Consider the following 23607-nt stretch of genomic DNA (forward strand, 5'->3'; position numbering starts at 1 on the left):
GGTCCGGACCGGGTCGGCTCGAATCGAGTCGGCCTGAATCGGGCCGGGCGGAATCCGGGCGGTCTGCCGCGCTCCGGCCCGCGTCGGACTGGCCGGAAGTGGACGGCGGCGGTGCGGTCCGGGTCCGGCGGGAGGACGGGCGCCCGCCGGCCGTGCGGTCGCCGACCGCACGGTCCTCGGGTGAACGGTCGGCGGAGGAGCGGTTGGCGGCGCGGGTCGTCATGATGCGGTGCCTCCGGGCGGCAGCGTGGGCTCGACGGATGCGGGCGGCACGCCGTACGGGCGCGCGGTACCGGCTGGCGGCCCCGGAGGTCAGTTCACGGCCCGCCCCCGGGATTCGGCGCCGACCGCAGGAGGTCGGCCGCCCGCCGCCGGGGGACGGATCCCCCTCAGCAGCCCGGACACGCCGCGCTGGCGGTGCGCCGCAGATCGAGGTGTCTACGACGGGTCAGCAGCGGGAGACGGCTCGGCATGTTCGCGACTGTACGAACCGTTGATCGATACCGTCAAGCAGCGTCCGGCCCCCGGGAGGGCCCCGCGAGGGCGCCGGTCAGCCCTGCTGGAACATGTCCGCCGGGAGCGGCTTCAGCAGCTGATACAGGTCGTCCGAAATCGGTCGGTCCCAGGACGCGATGGTGACCAGGACGCCGTCGCTGCGGCCGAACTGGGCGCAGAACACGCGCTCCTCGCTGACCTTGACCTTCTTCACGATCAGCAGGTCGTCCCCGAGCATGACCGGGAAGTCCTCGGCCGAGACGAAGTCGACCGGCTCGTCGTTCTCCAGCGCCGCGAGCAGCTGCCGCACCTCGAAGGGCACGTCGTCGCCGGTCTCCCGGGCGGGCGAACCCTCGGGGAGGTTGCCGATGAACATCGCCGGGCCTCTGCCGCCGAACAGGTCGTAGCGCAGGAAAATCCCCTGGCAGGAGCCGTCCGGGCCGGTCATCATGGCCGCACCGAAGTCGCCGGGCCAGTCGCCCGGGTCCATCGCGAGCACGTCGAAGTCCGGGCCGGCGGGCTGTCCGGAGCGACGGCGGAGAAAAGACATGGGAACATCGTACGTGCCCGGCACACCGCGCTCGCGAGGTGGGTGGGGCGCCGTCGGAGGGCGGCCGGGAGATCGACGCTCAGAGACCAATGTTGACTCTGAGCAACCGTCCGGGCTACGTTCGGTTCTGCACGACAGCCGTTCTGGGTTTCACCCTCCGGGGGGACGGCATGTCGCAACGCGGCCCTACACGCGTATCCCTCACTGTGCACTTTTCGTGCCGAACAGCCGAGCACCCAGCTTCGTCGTCGCACACAGCACAACACAGAAGCCAACAGTTCCACCCAAAAGCCAGATCCGCGGGGCCCCGGCCCGTCGCTCCCGTGGATCTGCTCGGGACGCCGCCGCGTGGGGGCGTGCGGGTCCCGAGCGTCGGTGCCGTCTCCGAGTCGCTCTCGGGTTCGGCGCCAGCCTCCCGGCGACTGCCGGCCCCTCGCGGGGCCGGGACCGGCCGACGCACCCCGGTGCGCAGGGGATGACTGGGAGGATGGCCTGGCAGCGCTGCCGGGCCGCAACAGCAGGCGCCGTGTCTGGCCGCGTGGGGGCGGTGGGCACGGCGTCTGCCTGTGCTCATACTCTGAGCTGCGTTTGTCTAACAGTCAACAGAAATTCTGACGGGGCACGCTCAATAGATCATCAGTTGTGATGTTCGGGACCGAAAATCGCCTGCGGAGCGGCCCCGTGTACCTCCGGGGGCCGCTCCGCAGGCGACTCGGTCGAGCGTGTGGCGGTGGCTCAGGTGAGCGTCCCGCTCAGGTGAGGTCGAACTCGCCGTCCCGGGCGCCGAGCACGAAGGCCCGCCACTCCGCCGGCGTGAAGACCAGGACCGGCCCGTCCTCCTGGCGGCCGTCCCGCATCCCGATGTAGCCGTCCACGAAGGCGATCTGGACGTCCCCGACCCCCTGGCTGCTGCACAGCCACTCCGCCCCGGTGAAGTCCACCCTGGGCTTCCCGCTCGGCGCCAGCTCCCGCTGTGCGACGCCGGTCTCCGTACCCGTCCCGCTGTTGGCTGCCACTGACCGATCTCCTCCCGACGGTGTTCCCGGGCCAGCCTAGTCACACCTCCCGGCCCCGGTCAGCGGGTTGACGAGGACTCCCCCGGCCGGGAACGAGCGCCGCCGGAGGGACGGTCGAGGCGTGTCCCGACGGCGGGGGCGGCGGGCAGCTGCCAGAGTGCTCGCAGGGCGCCGCCCCGGCCCGGGAGCGTGCCGAGGCCCCGCCCCCGGTCCGTACGGAGCCCTTCGCGGCCCCGGACGACCGGGCCGCACCGCCGAGCGCCCCACCCGCCCGACCGGACCTCACCGCACAGACACCACACGGACCCATGACCGACCCGCCCAAGGGAGCAGCCGATGAGCCGCCGGGACGGCACCCGCGCCGACGTCATCCCCATCTCCGACGCCCCCTCGGCCCACCCCCCGGCGCCCCGCACGCCCACCTCGCCCACCCCGCTGCCCCGGCCGACCCCCGGCCGGCCCGCGGCGCACGGCCGGGTCGGGATCGTCCTGGTCTCGCACAGCCAGGAACTGGCCACCGCCGTACGGTCCCTGGCGCTCGCATTGACCGGATCCGACGCCCCCTCCCCGGTCGCCGCGACCGGCGGGGACCCGTCGAACGGGCCCGGCATCAGCGCCGTGCTGGTGGCCGCCGCGACCCGCCGGGTGGACGAGGGCCACGGCGTGGTGGTGCTGGCCGACCTCGGCGGCGCCGTCACCACCGTCCGCGCCCTGCTCTCCGACGCGGACGAGCACGGCCTGCCGTTCCCGGTCCGGTTCGCCAACGCCCCCTTCGTCGAGGGCGCGGTGGCGGCCGCCGCGACCGCGACGGCGGGCGGCGACCTGGCCGCCGTGCTGGACGCGGCGGAGGAGGCCTACCGGCAGCACAAGGGCTGACGAGGGCCGGGAGCGGAGTCCGGACGGCGAGGTCCGGGAACGGAGTCCGCGCGCGGGGGCCGGCGCGGGCCGGTCAGGGGCGCTCCTTGCCCTCCCAGGTGAAGACCGCCGGGCCCTCGCACTCCATCGCGTGCCGCAGCCGCTCGTGCTCGGTCCCGATCATCGGCGGCAGTTCGTCCAGCGCGAACCAGCCGACCTCCAGCGACTCGTCGTCGTTCACGCGCGCCTCGCCGCCGACCGCGCGGCAGCGGAAGGTCAGCACCAGGTACTGCGTCACATCGCCGTTCGGGTAGGTCACCTGCGGCGAGACGGTCACCGAGGCGAGCAGCTCGGGCACGACCACCACGCCGGTCTCCTCCAGGCACTCGCGCACCACCCCGTCGGCGGGCTGCTCGCCGGGGTCGAGGATGCCGCCGACCGGTGCCCACCGGCCGTCGTCGACCCGACGGGCGAGCAGCACCCGGTCGTGGTCGTCCAGCACGACGGCGACGACGGCGCTCAGCCAGAGCGGGCGATTGCCCACGAGGGAGCGGAGTTCGGCGAGGAAGGGGGGAATGGCCATGTCGCGCAGCCTAGCCGGGTGTCCACGGGCCGGCTCAGCTCGGCTGCTCTCCGGCGGGGCGTAGCCGGAGGGCCTCCGGGCGCAGCAGGGCGAGGACGGTGAGGCCGAGGATGCGCAGGTCGAGCCGGAGCGAGCGGTGCTCGACGTACCAGAGGTCGAGTTCGGCCGAGCCGCGGGGGCGGGGGCGGCCGCGGGAGTGGGGGCGGCCGTCGGAGTGGGGGTGCGGGTGGGCGTGGAGCTGGGCCCAGCCGGTCAGCCCGGGTCGTACGGTGAGGCGGGCGCGCTCCCGGCAGGAGTAGCGGAGCACCCGGTCGGGGTGGTCGGGCCGGGGGCCGATGACCCCCATCTCGCCGCGGACGACGTTCCAGAGCCTCGGCAGCTCGTCCAGGCCGGTGCGCCGTAGGAGGGCGCCGAGTCGGCCGTCCGGGCCGGTCCGGAAGCGTAGGAGCTGGAACTCGCGGCCGTGCCGCCCGGTCCGGGTCTGCCGCTCCAGTATTGGGCCGCCGGTGGTGCAGCGCAGCAGGGCCGCGATCAGCAGGGCCAGCGGCAGCGCGACGATCGCGGCCAGGGCGGCGACGGAGAGGTCGCCACCGCGTTTCATGAGGCGGACACGGCAAATTCCGGTCTACTGCCCATCACTCCCCCTCCACGGCGCTTCGAGTCGGAAGAACGCATTCACAGTATGGGTCGCGATGAAGCCGCCGTAACGGAATGGCGAAAGAAGGACGGCCGAGATTGTCCGACAGGACGATATTCGGTCGGTCTGACCAATTTCGCTCGATCTGCCGTTTTGAAATGCCGAGCGTGATCGACATAAGGGGCCTGCCCGCGGCCTCCGGTCCCCACCCGACCGCGCGCTGCCCGCCGCCCACTCGCCGCTAGAGCGCGGCGCGGCGCCGATCGCGGAAGAGGCCGACGGCGATCCGGCCGAGCAGCAGGACGCCCGCCGCCAGGCAGCCGGCCACCGCCATCGCCCACGCCGGACCGTCATTGTCGGGGACGATCACGGCGACGACGATGCCCGCAGCCAGGCAGGCCACGCCCACCACGGCGAGCGGAAGCTGGTGGGTCACCAGGGCTCCGCCACTGCACGCGCGCGCCATCCGGGAGGCGCCGTGCACGTGAAAGGGGTCACGGTCCGCATCTGCCATGAGCCCAAGGTACCCCGGGCCGACCCGGGGGGCAGCCCGCAGGGAGTGAGGGATCCGCCACCCTCTGCAATCGGCGGATCAAGGCCGACCAGGAGGCACCCGAGGACCTCCGGATGCGCATTCCGGCTCCACAATCAGTCCACGAAAAATCCTCGTCCCCCCGGTACAACCATCGCCGCGGTGCAGCGGTCTCAATGGCATTGAGTGATCCAGGAGCCGTTCGAGGGACGGGTGCGAATCCCCCACCGAGAACAGGAAAATCCAGGGACGGAGCCGCCGCTCCCTGGAGTCGGAGGCCGGGCTCCGTCCTCCGGCGGTACCGCCACGCCGCTCGGCGAACGAGGGGGAACCGTGCCGCAGTCCCAGTCCGCACCATCGATCTCCACGGCCCGCGCCAGGCCCGTTCCCGGCGTGCGCGCGCTGCCATCGCCCGCCGGGTGGGCGGCGGACCGTCAGAACGGGAACCGACGCGACGGCCGGCACGACGCCGGCCGACACGACTCCGGTCGGCACGATGCCGGCCGACACGAGCCTGGTCGGCACGACGGGAGTCGGTACGGCGGGGGCCGTCACCGTCTGCCCTGCGAGGCGGAGCAGCAGGACGCTCGGGGCGAATGGCTGCGGTTCGCCCCCGTCCAGCCGCTGTTCCGGGCCCGGGCCGCCCAGCGCCTCGCCGTGCTCGCGTACCACGGGGTGACCGACCACCGGTCGTTCGGCGCCCAGCTCGACCGGCTCCAGCGGCTGGCCACCCCGGTCTCGCTCACCGCCGTCCTCCAGGCCGTGACCGAGCAACGGCCGCTGCCGCCCAGGAGCGTCCTGGTCACCTTCGACGACGCCGACCGGAGCGTCCTCACCCACGCCCTGCCCGCCCTCGACGCCCGTGGCATTCCGGCCACCGCCTTCGTCATCTCGGAGCTCATCGGCACCGAGCGGCCGTTCTGGTGGCACGAGGCCGACTTCCTCGCCCGGCACGGGGGCCGGGCCCGGTCGCTCGACTGCGGGCACCCGTCCCAGCTGCTCCGCCGGCTCAAGGCGATGCCCGACCCGGACCGCCGGCGCAGCCTGCACGAACTGCGGGTCAGCGCCGACCGCCGGCCACCCAGCCAGGAGCAGCTCACCCCCGCCGACCTCCTGTCCCTGCGGGACGGAGGCGTCGCCGTCGGCAACCACACCCAGGGGCACCCGTGTCTCGGGCGCTGCGACGACGAAACCGTCCGCACCGAGATCACCGGCGCCCACGAGGCCCTCACCCGCTGGCTGGGCGAACCCCCGATCGCCTTCGCCTACCCGGACGGCGGCCACGACGCCCGCGCCGAAGCCGTCCTGCAGGAACTCGGCTACCGCCTCGGGTTCCTCTCCGACCACCGCCTCGGCCCCCGCCTGCCCTCCCATCCCCTCCAGATCAGCCGCCTCCAGGTCGACTCCACGACCACCACCCGCCGCTTCGACACCATCCTGTCCGGCCTCGAACCCGCCTACCGCCGCTGGCGGCGCCAAGCAGTCGCATGACCGCCCGCGCGTGGGAAGTCGGCCCGCCCGACTTCCCACGCGTGCCTTGCAGACACTCGCCGTGCCTCCACGGCACGGGAGCGGGGATCGGCAACGGACAAAGGCGGGAAAGCGGTTTCCCCTCGGTCAGAGGTATCTACGCGAATGGCTCAGGCGAGTTGCCGCTCTCGTGCACCGGAACGTGCACAGGAAGTCGACCCAGCCGGCTTCCTGTGCACGCCCGGCGGGCAGGCCAGGGGCATCTACGCGGGTAGACGGCCCTGCTCCTGGTACTCAGCACAGGAAGTCGGATGGGCCGACTTCTCCGTCGCAGGGGCAGCCGGGGCGGGCCGTCGGCGCCGTCCTTGAATCCACGGAATGATTCCACGGAAAATCGCGCTGTTCGATCCCGCGGTTTATTTGCCGCGCCGCGCCGAGCCGGCACCCACACGCGGATCGGAATGGGCTTCGGGCCCGGAAATCCGGACGGTGACGTCCGAATCCGATGCGGTGCGGTCGGCCGGACTGCCCGGGCTCAGCCGATGAGGGTGGCCAGCGCGTTGCCCTGCGGGTAGAGGGCGGCGGCCGGGGGGAGTACGGCGGGGGCGCCGGCGTGGAGCACGGTGAGCGTGCCGGTCCCGGTGCGGGTGGGGTCGCCGATGCGGCGCAGGGCCTGGGCGGCGACGGCGTCGGCGGAGCCGTACAGGGTGAGCGCCGGGGAGGCGGTGGGGGCGACGGCGGCGCGGATGAGGTCGGCGACCAGTTCGTAGTGGGTGCAGCCGAGCACGATGGCGTCGGTGCCGGCCGGCGTACGGGCCGCCGCGTCGGCGATCGCGGCCGCGATGCCGTCCTCGTCGCCGTGATCCACGGCGTCCGCGAGGCCCGGGCAGGCGACCTCGGTGATGTCCGCCGTCCCACCGAAGTCGCGGATCAGCCCGCGCTGATAGGCGCTTCCGGTGGTGGCCGGGGTCGCCCAGATGGCGACCCGGCCGCCCTGTGCGGCGGCGGGCTTGATGGCCGGGACGGTGCCGATGACCGGCAGCCCGGGCTCCAGCTCGGCGCGGAGGGCCGCGAGCGCGTGGACGGAGGCCGTGTTGCAGGCGACCACCAGCACGTCGGGTTCGAGCGCGGCGGCGGCTCGGCAGCAACCGAGGGCCAGCTCGGTGACCTCTTCGGGCGTCCGCGGGCCCCACGGCATCGAAGCGGGGTTGGAGGACAGCACCAGGTCGGCGTCCGGGCGCAGCTTCCGAACGGCGGCGGCGGCGGCCAACAGGCCGATTCCGGAGTCCATCAGTGCGATCTTCACGGCTCAAGACTTTAGTCGATCCGCCCGTGCGGCCCCGTTCTGCGGCAGACTGCCGGGGTGACCGTCCTGCTCTGGATCGCCGCGTTCTCCCTGCTGGTGTGGCTCTGGCTGGCGTGCTGCCACGGTCTGTTCTGGCGCACCGACGTCCGGCTGCCGCCACGCCGCCCGCCGGTGCGCTGGCCGCAGGCGGCGATCGTGGTGCCGGCCCGGGACGAGGCGGCGGTGCTGCCGGTGAGCCTGCCGACGCTGCTGGCGCAGAAGTACCCGGGCCGGGCGCGGGTGATCCTGGTGGACGACCACAGCTCGGACGGCACCGGTGCGCTGGCGGCCGAGCTGCGGACGATGGACGGGCTGGAGCTGACGGTGACCAGCCCTCCCCCCCTGCCGCCCGGTTGGACCGGCAAGCTGTGGGCGCTGCGGCACGGGGTGGAGCTGGCCGGCCCGGACGTCGAGTACCTGCTGCTGACGGACGCGGACATCGCGCACGGCCCGGACTCGCTCGCCGATCTGGTGGCCGCGGCCGAGGGCAACGGCCTGGACCTGGTGTCGCAGATGGCCCGGCTGCGGGTGGCGACCGGCTGGGAGCGGCTGATCGTGCCGGCCTTCGTGTACTTCTTCGCCCAGCTGTACCCCTTCCGGTGGAGCAACCGCCCCGGCACCCGGACGGCGGCGGCGGCGGGCGGCTGCTCGCTGGTGCGGCGCGAGGCGCTGGAGCGGGCGGGCGGGGTGGCGGCGATCCGGGGTGCGGTGATCGACGACGTGTCGCTGGCCAGGGCGGTGAAGTCCACCGGGGGGCGGACCTGGCTGGGTCTGGCCGAGGAGGTGGACAGCGTCCGGCCGTACGCACGCTTGGGTCAGTTGTGGCGAATGGTGTCGCGTAGCGCGTACGCCCAGCTCAGGCACTCGCCGCTGCTGCTGCTCGGGACGGTGCTGGGGCTGGCGCTGGTGTACCTGGTGCCGCCGGTGGCGTCGGTGGCCGGGCTGGTGGCGGGGGCACCCTGGGTGGCGGCGGCGGGCGGGGCGGCGTGGGCGCTGATGGCGGGCACGTACCTGCCGATGGTCCGGTACTACGGGCAGCCGGCTCCGGCCGTGCTGCTGCTGCCGTTCACGGCGGGGATGTACCTGCTGATGACGGTCGACTCGGCGGTGCAGCACTGGCGCGGCCGGGGCGCGGCGTGGAAGGGCCGGACCTACTCGCGGGCGTGACCCCGGCACGTGCGCGGGGCGTGACGCCCGCACCCGCCCGGCGTCCCCGCGATCCGGGAATTCCCCGGCGCGGCGGGCCGGCCCGATCCATACTGCTCGGATGGACCGTCAGCAGATCTCCCGTCTCGCCCATGCCCACCGTCCGGTCGCGGCGCCGCTGGCGGACGACTCGGTGGCCCGCCTGCTGGACCGCGCGACGGCCCGGGCTTCGGGCCCGGCGACGCAGGGAGGGGCGGCGGCTCCGGCGGCGCAGGGACGGACTGCACCGGGACGGGTGCTGGACCTCGGCTGCGGCGAGGGGGCCTGGCTGCTCCGGACGCTGGCCGCGAACCCGCGCTGGCAGGCGGTCGGGGTGGACCTGGACGCCGCGGCGCTGACCCGGGCCCGGGAGAGCGCGACGGCGCTCGGGGTCGAGCGCCGAATCGGCCTGCACCACCTGGACGTACGGGAGTTCACCACGAAGGAGCCGTTCGACCTGGTGCTGTGCGTCGGTTCCACCCACGCCTTCGGCGGGCTGCTGCCGACGCTCGCCGCGGCCCGCGAACTCCTCGCCCCGGGTGGCCGGTTGCTGGTCGGTGAGGGCTTCTGGCAGCGCGAGCCGTCCCGGGCGGCGCTGGAGGGGCTGGGCGCCACCCGGGACGAGCTGGCGGACCTGGCGGAGACCACCGACCGGGTCCGAACGGACGGCTGGACACCGGTCTACGGGCACGTCAGCACGGAACAGGAGTGGGACGACTACGAGTTCTCCTGGACGGGCGCGCTGGCCGAGTGGGCGCTGGACCACCCCGACCACCCCGACGCGGCGACCGCCCGGGAGGCCGCGGACCGGCACCGCACGGAGTGGCTGCACGGCTACCGGGGGACGCTCGGCTTCGTCACGTATCTGTTGCGACGCGACTGAACTCCCGCCTGGAGCAGGTCACTTCTGCGTGCGCGCGAGGAAGTCGTCGATCAGCGGCGCGATTTCGGGGAGCTTCTCCTCCAGCGCGAAGTGTCCGGTGTCGAACACGTGCAGCTCGGCCTCGGGCAGGTCGCGCAGGTAGGCGCGGGCGGCGGCCTCGGTGAAGAAGGGGTCGTTCCGCCCCCAGACGACCAGCGTGGGCGGCTGCTCGGCGCGCAGCCAGGCCTGCCAGGCGGGGTAGAGCTCGACGTTGGAGAAGTAGTCGAGGGCGAGCTCGACCTGGATGTCCTTGCGGCCGGGCAGATCGAGGACGTGCTGGTCGAGCGTCCAGCCGTCGGGGGCGACCAGGCTCGGGTCGCCGGTGCCGCCCTCGTACTGGCTGCGGGTGACGTCCAGGGTGAGGATCGAGCGGGCGACCTCCTCCGCGCCCGGGACACCGCGCCGGTTGGCGATGAACTCCCTTGCCTGGTCGGAGAGTCCCTCCTGGTAGGCGTTGCCGTTCTGGACCACGAGGCCGGTGATCCACTCCGGGTGGCGGGTGGCGAGCCGCAGGCCGACGGGGGCGCCGAAGTCGAAGACGTAGAGGGCGAAGCGGTCGAGGCCGAGGGCGAGGCAGAAGCCCTCGATGACGTCGGCGAGGGTGTCGAAGCGGTACGTGAAGGCGTCGGGCGCGGGGCTGTCGCTGTGGCCGAAGCCCGGATAGTCGGGGGCTATCAGGCGGTAGCGGGTGCCGAGCGCGTCGAGCAGCCGGGCGTACTGGTGCGAGGCCGAGGGGAAGCCGTGCAGCAGCAGGAGAACGGGGGCGTCGGCCGGGCCGCTCTCGCGGTAGAAGATGCGCAGACCGTCGACGTCGACGTGGCGGTGGTGGACGTGCGGGATCGTCAGCTCGCTCATGCTAACCATTAAACAGCATTGAACCGGTTAGGCAAGGGCACCTGCCCTGCGCGGCCGGGTAGGCCGGGCAGGGCGGGCACGAGCGAGCTGACTCGTCGCCATGAAGGCCACAGGGGCGGATGGTTCAGTCCTTCTTCAGCTGCTCCTGCTGCACCAGGTGGTCGAGCACCTCGGGCATCGCCTCGACACCGCCCGCCTTGGTCGGCGAAGTCCGGTACTCGCCCTGGACGATGACCGTCGGCAGCTCGTCGATGCCGTAGCGGACGAACGCGGCGGCGGCGTCGTCGACCGACTGGCGCACCTCGGCGGAACGGTAGGCCTGGCGGAAGAGTTGGGCGTCGACGCCGTGGCGGGCCGCCCAATCGGTGGAGGCGGCCTCGGTGGTGAGGTCCACCCGGTCGTTGTGGATGGCGCGGAAGACGCCGGTCTGCAGGCGGTCGACCAGGCCCAGGTGCTCCAGCGTGAAGTACATCCGTGCGTGGCCGCGCTGCACCGTCTCCTCCGGGCTGCCCGGCCAGATCGCCGGGATGCGGCGCAGCTCGACGTCGGCGCGGTGCTTCTCGGCCCAGGCCTGCAGGGGCTGTTCGAACGCCTGGGAGTGGCCGCAGTCGTACCAGAAGAACTCGATCGCCTCGGTCCGGACGCTCTCGCGCACCGGTTGCGGATGGTCGAGCCTGACGAACTGGGCGCCCTCGGGAGGCGGTTGGTGGGACAGTGCGCCGGCCTGGACGGGGGACGCGGCGATCCCGGCGGCGACGGCGAGCAGGACGGTGGACCGCAGCAGCGACTTCGAGTTCACACCGGGAAGTGTGCTGGTGGCGGTCGGTTACCGGCGAGTCGGTCGGCGTCTGCGGGCCCGGATTCGCCCGAACGGTGTAGCAGGGCCTCCGCGTTGCCGGTCGGCATCGTGCCGTCCGGTGTCAGCTCGTCGAGGCTCCGGGGCCGGGCGGACCCGCCGGACCAGCCGGTCCCGCCGTCCACACCTGGGCCACCAGGCGCTGCCAGTCGTCCACCACGGCGCCCAGTTCGAAGTGCTCCAGCGCGTGCGCCCGGGCGGCGGCGCCGAGGCCTGCGCGGTTGATCGCCAGCACCCTGCCCAGGGCCTCGGCGAGGGCCAACGGGTCGCCCGGGGCGACGAGCGCGCCGGTGGCGCCGTCCCGGACCACCTCGCGCACCCAGCCGACGTCGGTGGCGACGGCCGGCACCCCGGCCAGCGCCGCTTCGATCAGCGCCCCGGGCACGCCCTCGCTGTCGCTGGTGAGCAGCAGCGCGTCGGCGGCGCGGTAGAGCGGGGCCGGGTCCGGCAGGGGGCCGAGGAAGTGGGCGCGGGCGGCCGCCGGGTGGCGGGCCAGCGTCTCGCGCAGCGGGCCGTCCCCGGCGACGGCGAGCCGGACGTCGGGCAGGCGGTCGAGTACGTCCAGGGCGAGGTCGAGTCGCTTCTCGGGCGCTATCGCACCGATCCAGGCGACCAACAGGACGTCCGCCGGCAGGCCCAGCGCGTACCGGGCCGCGCGCCGGTCGTCCCGGCCGCCGGCGGGCGGATAGCTTTCCGCCGCACGGGAGTTGGGGATCACGTGCACCTTGCCCTCAGGCAGCCCGAACTGCTCCTCCAGGACGGCCCGCGCCTCGTCGGTGAGCGTGGTGACGGCGGCGGCGCGGTGCATCAGCGCACCGCCGCGCACCCTGCGCAGCCGGGTGGCGGTCCAGTAGCGGGGGTGGCCGACGGAGACGTAGACGAAGGGGGTGCGGGTGCCGGCCAGGGCGAGCGCGCAGGCGGCCAGGGTGTCGGAGCCGTGGGCGAGCACCACGTCGGCGGAGCGCGCGGCGGAGCGCAGCGACAGCAGGGTGCGCGGGCGCAGGCGGCCGGGGCCGAGGACGGCGGCGGTGCGCAGCAGGGCGGGGGCGTCGGCGCAGTCGCCGGGTTCGGCCTCGGCGGCTCCGGCGGCTCCTGCGGTCTCGGGGGCTACGGCGGCCCCGGTGGCCCCGGCGACTCGGGGGTGGTGGACGGCCGGGTGCGGGGCGAGGGCGCACAGCGCGGAGGACTGGCCCCGCCGGCCCAGTTCCCGGTGGAGGTCACGGGCGAAGTTCTGGGCGCCCCCACGGCGTGCATCACTGATCAGGTGCAGGACTCGCGGTCGGGTTCCGGCCGAATCGGCCGACATATGGTCGGGCATGGACCGACCTTGGCACAGCGCCCCGCCCGGTACAGCCCCTTCGCGCAACCTGGTGGTGGCCCTTCCGCCCGCGCCCGTACATCCGATGTGCGCCAGAGACCCGCCGTCGTGCGCCGGTTGCGACCGCCGTGCGCCCCGTCTCACCCCCCGCCGCACTCCGGCTCGCCCCCGTTGCGCCGGACCACCTCCGCGCCGCCTTCGTTTCTGCTCCGGCGCCGGCTCCTCGACCGGGCCCGGCGCCGGCTCCGGTGCCGGGGGGCGCCGAATGCCGGGTCAAGTCCGGTGAGTCCTAGGCCAGTTAGGGCGGGACAATGGCCACCGATAGGCCCGTACGCGGAGCGCCCGGGCGCCGCCCGGCCCGGCACCGGGAGGCGCCGAGGCGGTTACGCGGATCGGGTGAACGCGGTTGGACCTCGGCGCGGACCGCTCGGCAGGATGTCCGGTCGGGGCACCGCAGGGTCGCCCCATCTCCCCCTTTCCCGTACGGATTTGGAGTCGCCCGGTGTTCAAGGGATTCCGCAGCTTCCTGCTGCGCGGCAACGTGGTGGACCTCGCGGTCGGCATCGTGATCGGCGCGGCCTTCACCGCCGTCGTCACCGGATTCGTCAGCGCCTTCCTCACCCCGCTGGTCGGGGTCGCGTCCGGCGCCGTCGGCGACTTCACCCAGAAGACCTTCGAGGTGGCCGGCACCCGGTTCCCGTACGGCCTGTTCGTCAACGCGGTGATCGGCTTCGTCCTCACCGCGGCGGTCATCTACTTCGCCGTGGTGCTGCCGGTCGGCAAGCTGCAGACGCGCTTCGAATCAGCCAAGCCCGCGCCGGTGGCGAAGGTGGACTGCCCGGAGTGCCTGAGCTCGATCCCGGCCGCCGCGACCCGCTGCTCCTTCTGCACCTCGGAGGTCGCCAAGCCGGGCCTGCCCGCCCAGACCCAGGCGCTGCAGTCACACTGACCGGCCCGCGCCGGCACCGCCGACCAGCGTCGGCCCAGGTCGGCCCAGGTCGGCCCGCACCTGCGCGCCCGCGTCGCGTGCTCACATCACGTGGTCGGCGAGCCGACGGGACATTTATTCCCGAAACATTCACGAGCCTCCGCCGCCCCTCGGCGGGGGCTCGAATGCGCCGGCGCACGCCCTGTCCGCAAAAGTTTCTCCACCGGCCCCGCAACCGGCCACCGGCCGGTCACCGCAAGGCCATCCGGCCGCGCCGTCCGGCCGCTGTTCGATCACTGACGGGGCGCCAAGGTTGTCCGGAAGAGGACGTCGGTATGTCCGTTCTTCCTACTTTCGAAACCTTTGTGCGAGCGAAGACTGTGTAAACACTCGAACTGCTCCCCCTCCCGCTCTCCTCAGCAGCCGCATTGTGGGCTTACCGTATGCCCCATGACCTCGCCCCGCTCCTACGACGGAGTCGGCTACCCCTCTCCGTCCTTCTCCTCCGGCACGCCGATTTACGACAGCCTCGTGGCTGAGCGCGGCGTCCCCCAGATCGCGCCCATCAACGTGCCGGCCGCCCTGCCGCCGGCGCTGTCGTCCGGCTACGGATCAAATCTCGGCCCCTCCTACGAGAACCGGTACGGCAACGGGTACGAAAGCGCCGGCAGCAACCTCCCCGCGCTGCCGCCCGCCCGCCTCGCTCTGGGCCCCGGCCCGAGCAGCGGCCCCTCCGCCGGCCCCGCCACGGCGTACATCCCGGCGCAGCCCGCTCCGGCGTACGCCACCCCCCAGCCGGCGGTCCCCGGCTACGGCGCCCCCCAGCCGTACCAGCGACCGCAGGCCGGCGCCCCGGCCTTCACCCAGACCGCCAGCGGCGGCTACCAGCCGAGCGGCGGCCAGAGCTTCGGCGGCCAGAACACCTTCATCGGCGGCCAGGCCGGCCCGCAGAACTTCGGCGCGCAGCCGGTCGGCCACCCGGCCGGATTCGGCCAGAGCCAGCCCGGCGGGCCGCAGGGCTTCGGCGGACCGCAGTCCTTCGGCGGCCAGAACGGCGTCGGCCCCGGTTTCCAGGGCCAGGGCGGCGACCAGTCCTTCGGCGGCGCCCAGCTGCGCCCGGCCATGGCGCCGGTCGCGCCGGTCCGCCCGATGCAGCCGCAGCGTCCGGGGCCGTACGGCGAGCCCGGACAGTTCCAGAACGGCGGCTACCAGCCGCAGGGCCAGGGTTACTGAACCACCGGCTCCCCGAGGCCGCCCCCCACGCGGCCCGCACCCGCACCACCTGAGCGCCACCCGGCGACCCCTGAACGCCGGGCGAATGGAGAACACGGGTCATCCACGGACCGCCCGGAACGCCCCCCACGGCGTCCCGGGCGGTCCGTGCGCCTATCCGGGCATGGTCGGGGCGCAGGTCCGTGCGCAGGTCCGTGCGTATACGGGGGCGGTGCGAGCTGCCGGAACCCTGCTGGCAGGATGGGGGGATGCAGCTCACCGGACTCCACGTCTACCCCGTCAAGTCCATGTACCGCCTGAGCCCGGAGACCGCCGAGGTCCACCCCTGGGGCCTGGTCGGAGACCGCCGCTGGATGCTCGCCGACCCGACCGGACGCTTCGTCAGCCAGCGCGAGAACACCGCCCTCGGACAGATCCGGCCCGGGCTCCTGCCCGACGGCTCGCTGACGCTGACCGCCCCCGACGGCTCGCGGATCGAGGTGCCCGCCCCTGCCATCGCCGCCGGCGACCCGCTCGCCGACGTCGAGGTCTGGGGCGACCGCTTCCACGCCGTCGAAGCCGCCAAGGAAGCGCACGCGTGGATAGCCGAACACCTCGGCGACTACCGCCTGGTGCACCTGGACGACCCGCTCGCCCGGCCCGTCGACCCCGAGTACGGCCGGCCCGGCGACACCGTCTCGATGGCCGACGGCTTCCCGCTGCTGCTCACGACCAGCGCCTCGCTCGACCGGCTCAACGAGCTGATCGCCGCCGAGCACCCGGAGGACCACGAGACCCTGCCCATGGAGCGCTTCCGCCCCAACGTGGTGGTTGCCGGTACCGCGCCCTGGGCCGAGGACGGCTGGCGCCGGATCCGGATCGGCGGGCTCACCTTCAAGGTGGTCAAGCCCTGCGGCCGCTGCGTCGTCACCACCACCGATCAGGAGACCGGCGAACGGCGCGGCAAGGAGCCGCTGCGCACCCTGGCCCGGCACCACCGGCTGTTGCGCAAGGCCGCGTTCGGGCAGAACCTGATCCCCGAGCGGCCGGTCGGCGTCGAGGGGGACGTGCTCGGCACGCTGCGCGTGGGCGACGAGGTCGAGGTGCTGGAGGACGGGGCGCACTGGCCGGCCGACGGGCACTGAGCGCGCGGCGCGGCGCGCAGGACCGGCGGGCAGAACCGGCGGGCAGAACCGGCGGTCGTCCCCGGGCGGAACCACTGCTGTGCGTGCTCGTTGAAACAAGTGGTCGGAACCTGTGGCCGCAGTGAGCACTACCGGTGCCCGCGCGACGGAGCGCGGCCGGACCACCCACGTGGGCGCGCTACGGTGGGCGGACGGCCCGCGCACCCCCGCGCGTTCGGCCCGTTGATCGCCGGCTCGACGAAGGTGGGGACGACAGACCGTCATGGCTGAGCACAGGGTCCGGGTCACCCAGGACAGCGCATCCCGCTGGCGTCGCCGGGCGGGCGACTACGACACGCTCGCGGAGGCCCTGGCGGCCGCCGAACCGGGCGACACCGTGACCGTCCGGCCCGGCACCTTCCGGGAGAACCTGCTGCTGGACAAGCCGGTGACGATCGTCCCGGCCCAGGGCCCGGGCACCGTGCGGATCGAGCCGCCGTCCGGGGTGGCGATCACCGTCACCGCCGCGGCGACCGTCCGCGACCTGGTCGTGGAGGGCGGCGACACGTCCTCCCCGGCCGTCCTGGTCACCGGCGAGCAGGCCACGCCCGCGCTCAGCGGCTGCCGGATCGAGACCCGCTCGGCCACCGGGATCGAGGTCGCGGCCGGCGCCCGGCCTACCCTGCGCGGCTGCGTGGTCGCCAACCCGGGCGGGCTCGGACTGCGACTGCGCGGCGAGGGCACCGCCGCCGCCTTCGAGGACTGCGAGGTCGCCGCCGCCGGACAGGCCGGGCTCGCCGTCCTCGGCGGCGCCACCGCCGCACTGGACCGCTGCCGCATCCACCACGCCTCCGGCGCGGGCGTGCTGCTCTCCGACCCCGGCAGCGCGGCCGAACTGACCGACTGTGAGATCTACGAGATCCGCGGCAGCGGCGTGCAGGCCGAGTCACAGTCGGGCGGGCGGCTCGTCGACTGCGAGATCCACCGGGTCACCGGCAACGGCCTGACCCTGGACGGCGCGGCCGAACTCGTGCTCACCGGCTGCCGGGTGCACGACCTGCCGGAGAACGGCGCCGACCTGCGCGGGCGCGCCCGGCTCAGCCTCGCGCACACCACCGTCCGGGACTTCGGGCGCGGGGCGCTGTCGGTCTGGGACCAGGGCACCGAGGCCGTCGCGGAAGCCTGCCAGATCCACGGCTCCACCGGCGAGTACCCGGCGCTGTGGGTCAGCGACGGCGCCCGGCTCACCCTCACCGACTGCTCGCTGCACGACCTGCCGGACGCCCTGTTCGTCCTCGACCGGGACTCCGCCGCCACCGCCGAGGGCTGCTCGTTCAGCCGGATCCGCAGCTCGGCGGTCTCGGTCAGCGGCGGGGCCACCGTCTCGCTGGCCTCCTGCCGGGTGCAGGAGGCCGGGACGGGACTCTGGTTCCGCGACCACGGCAGCGGCGGGCAGCTCACCGACTGCGAGATCTCCGACGTCGCGACCGGGGTGATCGTCACGAAGGGCGCCGATCCGGTACTGCGCGACTGCACCGTCCGGGCCAGCACGGACGCCGGGGTGTACGTGTCGGCGCAGGGGCGGGGCACCTTCGAGAACTGCCGGGTCTCGCACGGCAAGGGCTTCGGCTTCCACATCATCGACGGCTGCCGGACGCAGCTCACCCGGTGCCGGGCGGAGCAGAACGAGCGGGCCGGGTTCGAATTCTCCGAGCCGGGGCCGATCGCGGAGGGGTGCACCGCGGATGACGTGGGGGCGCCTCCGCTGTCCGCCGTTCCGGCGGGTGGCGGCGTCGGGGGCGGCGGTGGGGTCGGTGGCGGCGGTGGGGCAGCCCTGGGTCCGGGGGTGGGTCGCGAGTCGGCGGTAGGCCCGGGGCCGGGGGCTTCGTACGGCGGTACGGACGTTCCGGCACCGCGGTCGTCCCAACTGACCGCCGCCGCACAGGCGTTGGCTCCGTCCGCGGCAGCCTCGGCGGTGATCGGACCGATCCCGGACTGCCGGCCCGCCGAGGAGGCGCTCGCCGAGCTGGACTCGCTGGTCGGGCTGGCCACGGTGAAGCAGGAGGTGCGCACCCTGATCGACCTGATCTCGGTCGGGCGGCGCCGCCGCCAGGCGGGGCTCAAGGCGCCCTCGCTCCGCCGCCACCTGGTCTTCACCGGCGCCCCCGGCACCGGCAAGACCACCGTCGCCCGGCTCTACGGCGAGATCCTCGCGTCGCTCGGGGTGCTCCAGCGCGGCCACCTGGTCGAGGTGGCCCGGGTCGACCTGGTCGGCGAGCACATCGGCTCCACCGCGATCCGCACCGCGGCCGCCTTCGACCGGGCGCGCGGCGGGGTGCTCTTCATCGACGAGGCGTACGCGCTCGCCCCGGAGGACGGCGCTCGGGACTTCGGGCGCGAGGCGATCGACACCCTGGTCAAACTGATGGAGGACCACCGGGACGAGGTGGTCGTCATCGTGGCTGGCTACACCGCCGAGATGGAGCGCTTCCTCTCCGCCAACCCCGGTGTCTCCTCCCGTTTCTCACGCACCATCAGCTTCCCCGACTACACGGCGGACGAGCTGCTGGAGATCGCCCGGGCGCAGTGCGCGGAGCACGAGTACGCGCTCTCGGAGGGAACCGAGCAGGCGCTGCTCGCACACTTCGGAGGACTGGAGCGCGGCCCCAACTTCGGCAACGGGCGCACCGCTCGGCAGGTCTTCGAGAGCATGGTCGAGCGGCACGCGGTACGGGTCGCCCACCTCGCCGACCCGTCCACCGAGGAACTCCAGCTGCTCGTTCCGGCCGACCTGCCGACGGTGCCGCTGCCGTAGCGCCGACAGATGACAGCCGACAGATAACAGATAGCAGATAACAGAATCTGAAATCTGTCGGCTGTTAGTTGTCATCTGTCGGCTGTCGGCTGTCGGTTGTCAGCCGCGCGTTCCTGGTGTCAGCCCGTCCAGGGGCCGCCGGCGAGGAAGGACTCCAGCGCGGCCCGGTAGGGCGCGATGTCGATCCGCTCACCGGCCAGCCAGTCATCCGAGTAGTACTTGTCGAGGTAGCGGTCCCCCGGGTCGCAGATGAGCCCGACCACGCTGCCCGTCCGCCCGGCCGCCCGCATCTCGGCGACGATCTGCAGCGCACTCCAGAGGCCGGTGCCGGTGGAGGCCCCTGCCTTCTTGCCGAGCACCTGCTCCAGCAGTCGTACGGCCGCGATCGAGGCGGCGTCCGGCACCTTCATCATCCGGTCGATCGCGCCGGGGACGAAGCTCGGCTCCATCCGGGGCCGCCCGATGCCCTCGATCCGCGACCCGCTCTCGCAGACGGCGTCCGGGTCGTGGCGCACCCAGCCGTCGAAGAAGCAGGAGTTCTCCGGGTCCGCGACGCAGATCCGGGTGTCGAACTGCATGTAGCGCACGTACCGGGCGATGGTGGCCGAGGTGCCGCCGGTCCCGGCGGTGGCGACGATCCAGGCCGGCTCGGGGTGCGGCTCCAGGCGCAGCTGGGCGAAGACCGACTCCGCGATGTTGTTGTTGCCGCGCCAGTCGGTGGCCCGCTCGGCGTAGGTGAACTGGTCCATGTAGTGGCCGCCGGTCTCCTCCGCGAGCCGGGCGGAGGCCTCGTACACCTCGTCCGAGCGCTCGACCAGGTGGCATTCGCCGCCGTGGAACTCGATCAGGTCGATCTTGGCCTGGCTGGTGCTCTTGGCCATGACGGCGATGAACGGCACGCCGATGAGCTGGGCGAAGTACGCCTCCGAGACGGCGGTGGAGCCGCTGGAGGCCTCGATCACCGGCTTGCCGGGGCGGATCCAGCCGTTGCAGAGCCCGTAGAGGAAGAGCGAGCGGGCGAGGCGGTGCTTGAGCGAGCCGGTCGGATGGGTGGATTCGTCCTTGAGGTACAGGTCGATCCCCCACTCGGCCGGCAGCGGGAAGCGCAGCAGGTGGGTGTCGGCGGAGCGATTGGCGTCGGCCTGGACCTTGCGCACCGCCTCCTTGAGCCAGGTGCGGTACTCCGCGTCGGAGCGGTCGACGTCGACGGTCGGCTCGATGCCGGGCCGGGGGCCGCGCTCGATGCCGGACTGGGTGCTCATGGTCGCTGTCTCCTCGTAGTAACCCCCCACTGCTCACTACGAGTGTATGACGGTCACGATAAGTGACATTTTCCGGAGATCCAGGTTCCGCTTATCGGGCCCAGACCGGTCATTGGCTCCGGCCCTGTTGGCTCCGGCTGGTCACCGGCCCGACCCTGGCCACAGGAGCAGCTTTTGCCCGAACGGGCGTTCCTAGACGGGCACCGACTGCGGGTCCGCCAGGTACGGTCCCCAGCCCAGTTCGGCCGCACCCGCGAGCGCCCCGTGCGCCAGCTCCGCGCCGACGATCGGCACCCGGCCGCTGCGCCCCCACAGGCTGCGTTCGGCGACCACCGCGCGCAGCCGCTCGGGAGCAGCCTCCAGCAGGTCGAGGTGCAGGCCGCTGAGGACCACCCGGTCGGGGTTGAGGATGTTGGCGACGCCGGCCAGCCCGAGCCCGAGCCGGTCGATGACGTGCTCCACCGCCGCCCGCGCGCGGTCGTCCGTGGCGGCGGCCCGGCAGAGGTCGCGCGCCTGGTCGAGCAGCGGGCGCCCCGGCTCCGGGGTGAGCCCTGCGGCCGCGAACAGCGCGTCAGGATCGGTCTCGGAGTTGAGGCAGCCGCGGTTGCCGCACATGCAGGGGCGGCCCTGCGGGTCGACGGTGAGGTGGCCGACCTCCAGGGCGAGGCCCGCGCTGCCGGTGTGCAGGTGGCCGTCGATGACCAGCGCGCCACCGACGCCGCGGTGGCCGGAGGTGACGAAGAGCAGGTGGCGGGCGCCGCGCCCGGCGCCGTGCCGGTACTCGGCGAGCGCGGCGAGGTTGGCGTCGTTGGCGATCGCGGTGGGCAGCGGGCGCAGCGCGTTCGGGCCGTGGTCGGCGCGGCCGACCTCGACGTCGTACAGGTCGGCGACCGGGGTGCCGCTGGGCCAGGCGAAGTGCAGGGCGGCGAGCGCGGCGCCGTCCGGCTCGGTGACCGGGTTGGGCAGGGCGAGCGCGGCGCCCAGGCAGCGGCGGTCGGTCGCCCGGGCGAGCGCGGCGCCCGCCTCAGCGACGGCGCGCAGCATCCGGACCGGATCGGTGGCGGCAGGCAGCGGCAGGTGGACGGGCGGGTCGAGCAGCCCGCCGAGGCCGGCCAGGGTGACGCTCAGTCCGTCGGCGTGGATCTGCCCGGCGACCACGACCGGACCCTGCGGGTCGATCGCGAGCCGGTGCGAGGGGCGGCCGCGGCCGCCACCGGCCGGGCGCGAGTCGACGGTGATCAGGCCGAGCGCCTCCAGCTCGGCGGTGACCGCACCGGCGGTGGCCCTGGTCACGTCCAGCGCGCGGGTGAGTGCCGAACGGGTCGGCGCCTGACCGGTGTGGATCAGCGAGAGTGCGGGGCCGAGCAGCGTCCGACCGCGGTCGGGGGCCGCGCGACGGTGGCCGTCGCGCTGCGCGTCGGCGTCGTTCCCGGTGCCGGGCCTCGGGCTTGATGGTGAGAGCTGCACGCCCCTATTGTGACTTTGTGTCGCTTCGAAACAAAATCCGTTCCCATCCCAGCCCGGACCGCCCGTCCCCCCAGTCTCGCAGCACACCCCCACTGGCCGACAGCCCCTGGGGCCCCGCACGTCTCGCGCTCACCGCGTTCTTCGCCGTCGACGGCTTCCTCTTCGCGGCCTGGGTCGTCCGCATCCCGGACGTCCGCAGCCAGGTCAGCGCCTCGCACAGCGCGCTCGGACTCGCCCTGCTCTGCTTGTCCATCGGCGCCGTCATCACCATGCCCATGGTCGGCCGACTCTGCCTGCGCTTCGGCTCGCGGCCGGTGACGGTCGGCTCGCTCGCCCTGCTCAGCCTCGCCGTCCTGCTGCCGGCACACGCCCACTCGATCGCCGCGCTCGGCGGCGTGCTGCTGCTCTTCGGCGCCGGGTACGGCGGGGCCAACGTCGCCATGAACAGTGCCGCCGTCGACCTGGTGGCGCAGCTGCGACGGCCCGTCATGCCCAGCTTCCACGCCGGGTACAGCTTCGGCGGACTGCTCGGCACGGGCGTCAGCGGTCTGCTCGCCGGGCCCTTGAGCACCGCGTGGGCGCTCGCGCTCAGCGGGCTGCTGGGCATGGCCGTCACCGTCGGCGCGGGCATCGTGCTGCTCCGCAGCCCCGCGGCGCCGCTGGTCGCGCCCGACCGGGCGGCGGCGGGCACGGCGGGTACGGCGGTTGCGGAAGGTGCGAGGGACGGCGGTGCGGCGTCCGCAGCGGCGGCTGCGGGCCGCCCCCAGACCCGCTTCCTGGTGCTGCTGCTCGGCGTCACCGCGCTGTGCACCGCGTACGGAGAGGGCGCGATCGCCGACTGGACCACCCTCCACCTCACCGACGACGTCCACGCGAGCGCCGCGGTGGCCGCCACCGGCTACGGCGCGTACGCGTTCGCGATGGCCGGCGGACGGGTGGGCGGCACCTGGCTGTCCATCCGGCTCGGACAGAACCGGCTCATGCTGTTCGGCGGGCTGACGGCCGCGGCGGGCATGCTGGTCGCCGCGCTCGCACCGGCGGTGCCGCTGTCGATCTGCGGGTTCGTCCTGGTGGGCCTCGGGTTGGCCAACCTCTTCCCGCTCGCCATCGCCCGGGCCGGAGCGGCGGGCGGCCCGCAGGGCGTGGCCCTGGCCTCGTCGCTCGGGTACGGCGGGATGCTGATCGGCCCCGTGGTGATCGGCTTCCTCGCCGACGCGGCCGGCCTGCCGATGGCGCTGACCACGGTAGCGGTCGCCGCCACTGCGGCGGCGCTCCTGCCGCTGACGGTCGGGCGGCGTAACAGGTGACAGGTGACAGGTGACAGGTGACAGCTGACGGATTTCAGCGAACAGATAACAGATTTCAACTTCTGTCATCCGTCATCTGTTCGCTGAAATCCGCTCCCCCGCCCTCCCCGTGACGGGGGTGCACCGGCAGTGGCAGGATGCGGGGCCATGACGACCAGCGAACGCTTCCAGGTACTGCGGGCGAGCGAGCGCCCTGCGACGGCGTGGCTCAACGGGGGCGGGGTGACCAGAGAGGTCGCCGGGTTCCCGGCCGGAGCCGGGCTGGAGAAGTTCGACTGGCGGGTCAGCCTGGCCGACGTGGCCTCGGCCGGGCCGTTCTCCCCGTTCCCCGGCATCGACCGGGTGATCACCCTGGTAGCGGGCGCCGGCATGGCGCTCACCGTCGACGGCGTCGAGCAGCTGGTCGATGCCCCTTACCGGCCGTTCGCCTTCTCCGGCGACGCCACGACGGACTGCCGCCTGCTGGGCGGCCCGGTGGTGGACTTCAACGTGATGACGCGTCGCGGGCGGGTCGAAGCCACCGTGGACCTGCTCTCCGCGCCCGCCGACGTCGAGGTCCCGGCCGAGGGCACCGTGCTCCTCGTCTGCCTCGCCGGTTCGGCACTCATCGGAGACAGCGACGGCACCGATGGCACCGGCAGCACCGAGGGCGTCGAACTCTCCCGCTACGACGCCGCCCTGCTCGACGAACCGGGCACGCACCGGCTGCGCCCGGACGGCGTCACCGCCGCCATCACCTTCCGCCCGACCCGCTGAGGCCCCGCCCGACGAGGCCGCGCCCGAGCTGCGCCGCCCCGAACTGCCCCGCCCCGAACTGCTGCACCCCGACGAACGACGGCGCTCCCACCCCCGAACCGCGGGAGCGGGAGCGCC

The 23607-nt window shown here is 73.7% G+C and carries 22 protein-coding genes; 10 read left to right on the plus strand and 12 right to left on the minus strand.

What is annotated here, in order from left to right:
• Positions 1-389: 389 nt before the first annotated feature.
• The 3 genes from CRP52_RS40750 to CRP52_RS04110 all read right to left on the minus strand — a co-directional run bounded on the left by CRP52_RS40750 (position 390) and on the right by CRP52_RS04110 (position 2010).
• Entirely contained in the window at positions 390-473 is an 84-nt protein-coding gene (locus CRP52_RS40750) for a putative leader peptide (RefSeq protein WP_373560544.1), read from the minus strand.
• Positions 474-550: 77 nt separating this feature from the next.
• Positions 551-1045: a hypothetical protein gene (locus tag CRP52_RS04105; protein ID WP_097235129.1), complete on the minus strand. Its 495-nt coding sequence runs from the start codon at positions 1043-1045 to the stop codon at positions 551-553.
• Between the two features lie 752 nt (positions 1046-1797).
• A complete protein-coding gene (locus CRP52_RS04110) occupies positions 1798-2010 on the minus strand; it encodes a DUF397 domain-containing protein (protein ID WP_097239819.1) in 213 nt (70 codons plus the stop codon).
• Positions 2011-2397: 387 nt separating this feature from the next.
• Here CRP52_RS04110 and CRP52_RS04115 point away from each other — a divergent pair, with 387 nt between their 5' ends.
• Positions 2398-2937: a PTS-dependent dihydroxyacetone kinase phosphotransferase subunit DhaM gene (locus CRP52_RS04115; RefSeq protein WP_097235130.1), complete on the plus strand. Its 540-nt coding sequence runs from the start codon at positions 2398-2400 to the stop codon at positions 2935-2937.
• A gap of 73 nt (positions 2938-3010) precedes the next feature.
• On the opposite strand, the gene CRP52_RS04120 is transcribed toward CRP52_RS04115, so the two are convergent.
• From CRP52_RS04120 to CRP52_RS04130, 3 genes are all read right to left on the minus strand, one after another.
• On the minus strand, positions 3011-3499 hold the full coding sequence (locus CRP52_RS04120; protein ID WP_097235131.1) for an NUDIX hydrolase: 489 nt from the start codon (positions 3497-3499) through the stop codon (positions 3011-3013).
• 34 nt (positions 3500-3533) lie between these two features.
• Positions 3534-4100 carry a sugar transferase gene (locus CRP52_RS04125; RefSeq protein ID WP_097235132.1) on the minus strand — a complete coding sequence of 189 codons (567 nt, stop codon included), beginning with the start codon at positions 4098-4100 and terminating at the stop codon, positions 3534-3536.
• 277 nt (positions 4101-4377) lie between these two features.
• Complete coding sequence (locus CRP52_RS04130; protein WP_097235133.1) at positions 4378-4572, minus strand: hypothetical protein; 195 nt, start codon at positions 4570-4572, stop codon at positions 4378-4380.
• A gap of 753 nt (positions 4573-5325) precedes the next feature.
• Between CRP52_RS04130 and CRP52_RS04135 the strand changes: the two genes are divergently transcribed.
• A complete protein-coding gene (locus tag CRP52_RS04135) occupies positions 5326-6159 on the plus strand; it encodes a polysaccharide deacetylase family protein (protein WP_257032274.1) in 834 nt (277 codons plus the stop codon).
• 514 nt (positions 6160-6673) lie between these two features.
• On the opposite strand, the gene CRP52_RS04140 is transcribed toward CRP52_RS04135, so the two are convergent.
• A complete protein-coding gene (locus CRP52_RS04140; RefSeq protein WP_097235134.1) occupies positions 6674-7444 on the minus strand; it encodes a glutamate racemase in 771 nt (256 codons plus the stop codon).
• 57 nt (positions 7445-7501) lie between these two features.
• Here CRP52_RS04140 and CRP52_RS04145 point away from each other — a divergent pair, with 57 nt between their 5' ends.
• Together CRP52_RS04145 and CRP52_RS04150 are read left to right on the plus strand one after the other, a co-directional pair.
• On the plus strand, positions 7502-8650 hold the full coding sequence (locus CRP52_RS04145) for a glycosyltransferase (RefSeq protein WP_097235135.1): 1149 nt from the start codon (positions 7502-7504) through the stop codon (positions 8648-8650).
• A gap of 100 nt (positions 8651-8750) precedes the next feature.
• Positions 8751-9551: an SAM-dependent methyltransferase gene (locus tag CRP52_RS04150; RefSeq protein WP_097235136.1), complete on the plus strand. Its 801-nt coding sequence runs from the start codon at positions 8751-8753 to the stop codon at positions 9549-9551.
• 18 nt (positions 9552-9569) lie between these two features.
• Here the strand turns inward: CRP52_RS04150 and CRP52_RS04155 are convergent, their stop codons facing one another.
• The 3 genes from CRP52_RS04155 to CRP52_RS04165 form a co-directional block, all read right to left on the minus strand.
• Positions 9570-10445, minus strand: a complete 876-nt coding sequence (locus CRP52_RS04155; RefSeq protein ID WP_097235137.1) for an alpha/beta fold hydrolase — start codon at positions 10443-10445, stop codon at positions 9570-9572.
• 124 nt (positions 10446-10569) lie between these two features.
• On the minus strand, positions 10570-11244 hold the full coding sequence (locus CRP52_RS04160) for a thiol:disulfide interchange protein DsbA/DsbL (RefSeq protein WP_097235138.1): 675 nt from the start codon (positions 11242-11244) through the stop codon (positions 10570-10572).
• Positions 11245-11365: 121 nt separating this feature from the next.
• Positions 11366-12619: a glycosyltransferase gene (locus CRP52_RS04165; protein ID WP_097235139.1), complete on the minus strand. Its 1254-nt coding sequence runs from the start codon at positions 12617-12619 to the stop codon at positions 11366-11368.
• A gap of 502 nt (positions 12620-13121) precedes the next feature.
• On the opposite strand from CRP52_RS04165, the gene mscL reads away from it, so the two are divergent.
• The 4 genes from mscL to CRP52_RS04185 all read left to right on the plus strand — a co-directional run bounded on the left by mscL (position 13122) and on the right by CRP52_RS04185 (position 18698).
• Positions 13122-13568 (plus strand): large conductance mechanosensitive channel protein MscL, encoded by a 447-nt coding sequence (mscL, locus tag CRP52_RS04170; protein ID WP_097235140.1) that lies wholly within the window; start codon positions 13122-13124, stop codon positions 13566-13568.
• A gap of 429 nt (positions 13569-13997) precedes the next feature.
• On the plus strand, positions 13998-14780 hold the full coding sequence (locus CRP52_RS40350; RefSeq protein ID WP_101948142.1) for a DUF6643 family protein: 783 nt from the start codon (positions 13998-14000) through the stop codon (positions 14778-14780).
• A 248-nt stretch (positions 14781-15028) separates the two neighbouring features.
• On the plus strand, positions 15029-15904 hold the full coding sequence (locus CRP52_RS04180) for an MOSC domain-containing protein (protein ID WP_097235141.1): 876 nt from the start codon (positions 15029-15031) through the stop codon (positions 15902-15904).
• Between the two features lie 262 nt (positions 15905-16166).
• Positions 16167-18698, plus strand: a complete 2532-nt coding sequence (locus CRP52_RS04185; protein WP_097235142.1) for a right-handed parallel beta-helix repeat-containing protein — start codon at positions 16167-16169, stop codon at positions 18696-18698.
• 119 nt (positions 18699-18817) lie between these two features.
• Here CRP52_RS04185 and CRP52_RS04190 read toward each other — a convergent pair whose 3' ends face one another.
• Complete coding sequence (locus CRP52_RS04190; RefSeq protein ID WP_097235143.1) at positions 18818-19960, minus strand: PLP-dependent cysteine synthase family protein; 1143 nt, start codon at positions 19958-19960, stop codon at positions 18818-18820.
• 192 nt (positions 19961-20152) lie between these two features.
• Positions 20153-21427, minus strand: coding sequence for an ROK family protein (locus tag CRP52_RS04195; RefSeq protein WP_097235144.1), 1275 nt, complete (start codon positions 21425-21427; stop codon positions 20153-20155).
• Positions 21428-21444: 17 nt separating this feature from the next.
• Between CRP52_RS04195 and CRP52_RS04200 the strand changes: the two genes are divergently transcribed.
• Together CRP52_RS04200 and CRP52_RS04205 are read left to right on the plus strand one after the other, a co-directional pair.
• Complete coding sequence (locus CRP52_RS04200; protein WP_373560455.1) at positions 21445-22734, plus strand: MFS transporter; 1290 nt, start codon at positions 21445-21447, stop codon at positions 22732-22734.
• A gap of 147 nt (positions 22735-22881) precedes the next feature.
• On the plus strand, positions 22882-23490 hold the full coding sequence (locus CRP52_RS04205) for a HutD/Ves family protein (protein ID WP_097235145.1): 609 nt from the start codon (positions 22882-22884) through the stop codon (positions 23488-23490).
• Positions 23491-23607 lie beyond the last annotated feature (117 nt).

The organism is Streptomyces sp. 1331.2 (genome assembly GCF_900199205.1).
GTDB lineage: Bacteria > Actinomycetota > Actinomycetes > Streptomycetales > Streptomycetaceae > Kitasatospora.

What these genes read in the sequence shown, in the direction of transcription:
- CRP52_RS04155 (WP_097235137.1), bottom strand. Translation starts at nt 10,445, where the DNA reads ATGAGCGAGCTGACGATCCCGCACGTCCACCACCGCCACGTCGACGTC.
- CRP52_RS04125 (WP_097235132.1), bottom strand. Translation starts at nt 4,100, where the DNA reads ATGAAACGCGGTGGCGACCTCTCCGTCGCCGCCCTGGCCGCGATCGTC.
- CRP52_RS04165 (WP_097235139.1), bottom strand. Translation starts at nt 12,619, where the DNA reads ATGCCCGACCATATGTCGGCCGATTCGGCCGGAACCCGACCGCGAGTC.
- CRP52_RS04190 (WP_097235143.1), bottom strand. Translation starts at nt 19,960, where the DNA reads ATGAGCACCCAGTCCGGCATCGAGCGCGGCCCCCGGCCCGGCATCGAG.
- CRP52_RS40750 (WP_373560544.1), bottom strand. Translation starts at nt 473, where the DNA reads ATGCCGAGCCGTCTCCCGCTGCTGACCCGTCGTAGACACCTCGATCTG.
- CRP52_RS04205 (WP_097235145.1), top strand. Translation starts at nt 22,882, where the DNA reads ATGACGACCAGCGAACGCTTCCAGGTACTGCGGGCGAGCGAGCGCCCT.
- CRP52_RS04115 (WP_097235130.1), top strand. Translation starts at nt 2,398, where the DNA reads ATGAGCCGCCGGGACGGCACCCGCGCCGACGTCATCCCCATCTCCGAC.
- CRP52_RS04180 (WP_097235141.1), top strand. Translation starts at nt 15,029, where the DNA reads ATGCAGCTCACCGGACTCCACGTCTACCCCGTCAAGTCCATGTACCGC.
- CRP52_RS04185 (WP_097235142.1), top strand. Translation starts at nt 16,167, where the DNA reads ATGGCTGAGCACAGGGTCCGGGTCACCCAGGACAGCGCATCCCGCTGG.
- CRP52_RS04120 (WP_097235131.1), bottom strand. Translation starts at nt 3,499, where the DNA reads ATGGCCATTCCCCCCTTCCTCGCCGAACTCCGCTCCCTCGTGGGCAAT.
- CRP52_RS40350 (WP_101948142.1), top strand. Translation starts at nt 13,998, where the DNA reads ATGACCTCGCCCCGCTCCTACGACGGAGTCGGCTACCCCTCTCCGTCC.
- CRP52_RS04105 (WP_097235129.1), bottom strand. Translation starts at nt 1,045, where the DNA reads ATGTCTTTTCTCCGCCGTCGCTCCGGACAGCCCGCCGGCCCGGACTTC.
- CRP52_RS04150 (WP_097235136.1), top strand. Translation starts at nt 8,751, where the DNA reads ATGGACCGTCAGCAGATCTCCCGTCTCGCCCATGCCCACCGTCCGGTC.